The organism is Acetatifactor sp. (assembly GCF_982438285.1).
This window is the reverse complement of record NZ_CEWDFQ010000321.1, coordinates 1-3,576: the sequence shown is the minus strand read 5'-3', so window position 1 is coordinate 3,576 and position 3,576 is coordinate 1. Positions and strand designations below refer to the sequence as shown.

At 48.4% G+C, this 3,576-nt stretch carries 5 protein-coding genes; all 5 read left to right on the top strand.

Annotated elements, in window-relative coordinates; translation table 11 throughout:
• The coding region (locus tag AC1WIP_RS13195; protein WP_481142262.1) for a carbohydrate ABC transporter permease at window positions 1-884 on the top strand (884 nt) is incomplete at its 5' end.
• 17 nt (window positions 885-901) lie between these two features.
• Window positions 902-2,017: an alanine racemase gene (locus tag AC1WIP_RS13190; RefSeq protein WP_481142261.1), complete on the top strand. Its 1,116-nt coding sequence runs from the start codon at window positions 902-904 to the stop codon at window positions 2,015-2,017.
• 12 nt (window positions 2,018-2,029) lie between these two features.
• Window positions 2,030-2,278 (top strand): hypothetical protein, encoded by a 249-nt coding sequence (locus AC1WIP_RS13185; protein ID WP_481142260.1) that lies wholly within the window; start codon window positions 2,030-2,032, stop codon window positions 2,276-2,278.
• A 97-nt stretch (window positions 2,279-2,375) separates the two neighbouring features.
• Window positions 2,376-3,317: an amidohydrolase family protein gene (locus AC1WIP_RS13180; RefSeq protein WP_481142259.1), complete on the top strand. Its 942-nt coding sequence runs from the start codon at window positions 2,376-2,378 to the stop codon at window positions 3,315-3,317.
• Window positions 3,295-3,576: RidA family protein (locus AC1WIP_RS13175; protein ID WP_481142258.1), on the top strand; the 282-nt coding region annotated here is incomplete at its 3' end. The genes AC1WIP_RS13180 and AC1WIP_RS13175, both read left to right, overlap by 23 nt.

Sequence of the window (3,576 nt, the reverse complement as noted above, 5' to 3'; positions counted from 1 at the left end):
CAATAATGCAGGAGGTGAATGATATGGGAATCCGGAGGGAAAAAATTCAGATGTATTCTATAAAAAGAAAAGTGAAAAACCTCGTTTTCGCTTTCATTGTGATTGCCCTGAGCGCGGTATTTCTTTCTCCTTTTGTGGTAATGGTAACCACATCCTTTAAGACGATGGAAGATGCCTTTATGGTTCCGGTGAAAATTCTGCCCAGGGAGTTTACCATAGCAAATTACGGCGCGGCGGTTGAGAGGATTCCTTATTTCAGGTATATGGCAAATACGGCTGTTATAACAGGATTAAGTTTAGTGGGAGAGCTGTTAGTAGTACCCATGGTGGCCTACTCCTTGTCCAGAATCCGCTGGAAGGGCACTAAAATTTTATCAGGCCTTCTTATGGCCACTATGATGATACCTTATACCGTAACGATGATACCTTTGTATCGTACCTGGCATGCTTTTGGTCTGACTGGCACATATGTTCCTCTGATTGCACCCCATTTTGCAGGACATGCCTATTATATTATTATTTTGAGACAGTTTATGGTGGGGCTGCCAAATTCTTTGTTTGAGGCGGCAAAAATTGACGGGGCAAATGAGCTGCAGCGATATGCCCATCTGGCGCTTCCTTTATGCAAACCGGCGTTGACAACAGTAGGAATCTACACCTTTATTGCCGCATGGTCAGATTATCTGGGGCCGTTAATTTATATCAATAAGGAAGAACGCATGACCCTGTCCCTGGGACTGCAGCAGTTTCTCAATGAGTATACAGTTGATTGGACGCTCCTTATGGCAGCAGCAGTCATTTTCGTAATTCCGGTAGTTATTCTGTTCTTTGGCTTCCAGCGGAACTTTGTAGAGGGTGTTGCTACGGCAGGCCTGAAGGCATAGTGGAAGGATGAAAAAAGATGGAAGCTTTACTGATTGGACAGCTGGAAACACCCTGTATCGTGATTGAACGTTCCAAGGCAGAGGAAAATATCTGGAGGATGCAGGCATTCGCCAATCAGGCGGGGGTGGACCTGCGGCCCCATATCAAAACCCATAAGATGGTAGAATATGCCAGGCTTCAGCTGGAATATGGCGCCTGTGGCATTACATGTGCCAAGGTATCGGAGGCAGAAGTAATGGCCGATGGAGGAATTGATGATATTTTCATTGCGTATCCGCTGGTGGGAGAGTTTCGAATCCAGAGAGCCCTTAAGCTTTATCGGAAATGCCGCCGTCTGATTTTGGCTGTGGACAGCGATGCCACAGCGAGAATGCTGTCACAGGCAGCCAGCCGTGAGGGCATCTCGGCGGAGGTGCGTCTGGAGGTGGATATCGGAGCAGGAAGGACAGGGGTTCCTATAGAAGATGCGGTTTCTCTGGCACAGCGGATTAGCTCCTATCCCAGCATTCATCTCACCGGCATTTACGCCTTTAAAAGCATGATTTACCAGGGACATTCTGTTACCGACCGGAGAAAAGCGGGAGAGGAAGAAGGACAGCTGATGAAAGCGCTGGCTGCTGCAATGTGGGAAAAAGGATTGCATATAAAAGATGTCAGTGCAGGATCAACTCCCACAGGAGATATTGTGGCAGCAACAGGGAAGGTTACAGAAATACGTCCCGGAACCTATATTTTTAATGATTATATGCTTTGCTGTGAAGGCTGGGCATCCCCTGAAAAGATTGCGGGTCATATTTATGTGACGGTAGTCAGTACTCCTCGCCCGGGGTATGCGGTAATAGACGGAGGCAGTAAAACCTTTCCTATGGATATTCTCTTACATCAGCCTCCCTACTATTATCCGGGCTATGGGGTGATTGAGGGAAGGCCGGATTTACGGCTTGCGCGTCTGAATGAGGAGCATGGAATCATAGAGAGCAGCCAGGGGGATACACGGCTAAAGGTAGGACAGGTTTTAAAGCTGACTCCCATTCACATTTGTACTGCTGTAAATATGCAGAATACCATATATGAATACAGTCAGAGAAAATTGAGGAGGATTCCTGTAGATGCCCGGGGAATGCTGGTTTAAGGAGGGAATGCCATGAAAATCATTTTAAAAGGCGGAAGTGTATATGACGGAGCAGGCAATCCTCCCATACAGGCGGAACTTTTTCTGGACCAGGGCATGATTTGGAGGATTGTCCCCAGGGGAAGCGAAGTGGGGGAAGCCCTGGAGCGGGCCTGGGAGAAAGACGCTGTGAATCTGGATGTGAGAGGGAAGGCTGTTGCGCCCGGGGTTATTGACAGCCATCGTCATGGGGATTTCCTGTGGGATTATGTATACGCCTGAGTGTTATACCTCCACAGAAGAATATATAAAACTTCTGAAACCGGCGGCAGCTTACGGGCGTCCGCTATGCTGCCATATACGAAGCGAGGGAAATCATTTGGCAGAGGCAGTGGATGAAGTCATTGCTATCGGACAAAAAACCGGACTGCCTGTAAATATCAGCCATTTTAAGGTATTTGGACGGCAGAATTGGAGAAAAACCCTGCACCGGGCCATAGAGCAGATAGAAAGGGCGAGAAGGGAAGGACAGGATGTTACCGTAGATTTTTATCCCTATACCGCCGGCTCTACGACCTTGATGACCCTCATACCGCCATGCTGTCTGAAAGAAATCACAGAAAAGACGATAGATTTTTTGGGCTCGGACAAGGGGCTCGCTCTCCTTAGAAAGGAAATCGTGAAAGAACAGCCTGACTGGGATAATATGGTGCAGTCTATCAGGTGGGAGAGAATGATAGTAAGCTCAGCCCGGAACAATAAGGATTGCCAGGGGCTTACCATACCGGAAATCTGCCGGAGGATGGGAGATGAGGATGAGGCGGCCTGCATGGCAAGAATTTTATGTGAGGAAAACGGAAATGTGGGAATTATTGTGATGAGCATGGCTCCGGAAGATGTGGATACAGTGGCGAGGCTTCCCTATAGCGCGGTGATTTCTGATGGATTGTATGGAGCAGGGGAATTTCCGCACCCCAGGCTGTATGGGGCTTTCCCCAGGATTCTAAGAGATTTTGTCAGGGAACGGGGAATTTTAAGCATGCAGCAGGCAATACATAAAATGAGCGGGCTGACAGTGCAGAGATTTGGGCTGAAAGACCGCGGACTGATTCAAGAGGGAATGCGGGCGGATTTGAATGTGCTGGATTTGGAAAAGGTAAGAGATACAGCAACCTTCCAGGCGCCGAGAGCGTTGGCCGAGGGAGTGGAGTATGTCCTTGTGGGTGGAAATGTAATATGGAATCAGGGGAAGCTTGAGAGAGACCTTTCCGCAGGCATGCTTCTGGCAGGAAACGCAAATGAAAAGAACAAAGGAGAGTAAAAATATGGATGTTTATCAGAAATTGGAGAAATTGGGATTAAAGCTGCCCCCGCCTCCGCCCAGGGGAGGTCTCTATACCCCCTGCAGACGGTTTGGGGAAAGCCTGTATTATATTTCAGGCTGCGGGCCGGCCATCGGCTCTCACAATTATATAGGAAAGCTGGGAGGCGGGATAAGCCTGGAGGAGGGACAAAAAGCGGCCAGAGACAGTATGCTGAATGTACTTTCTGTTCTTCAGGCTGAAATCGGGGATTTGAAC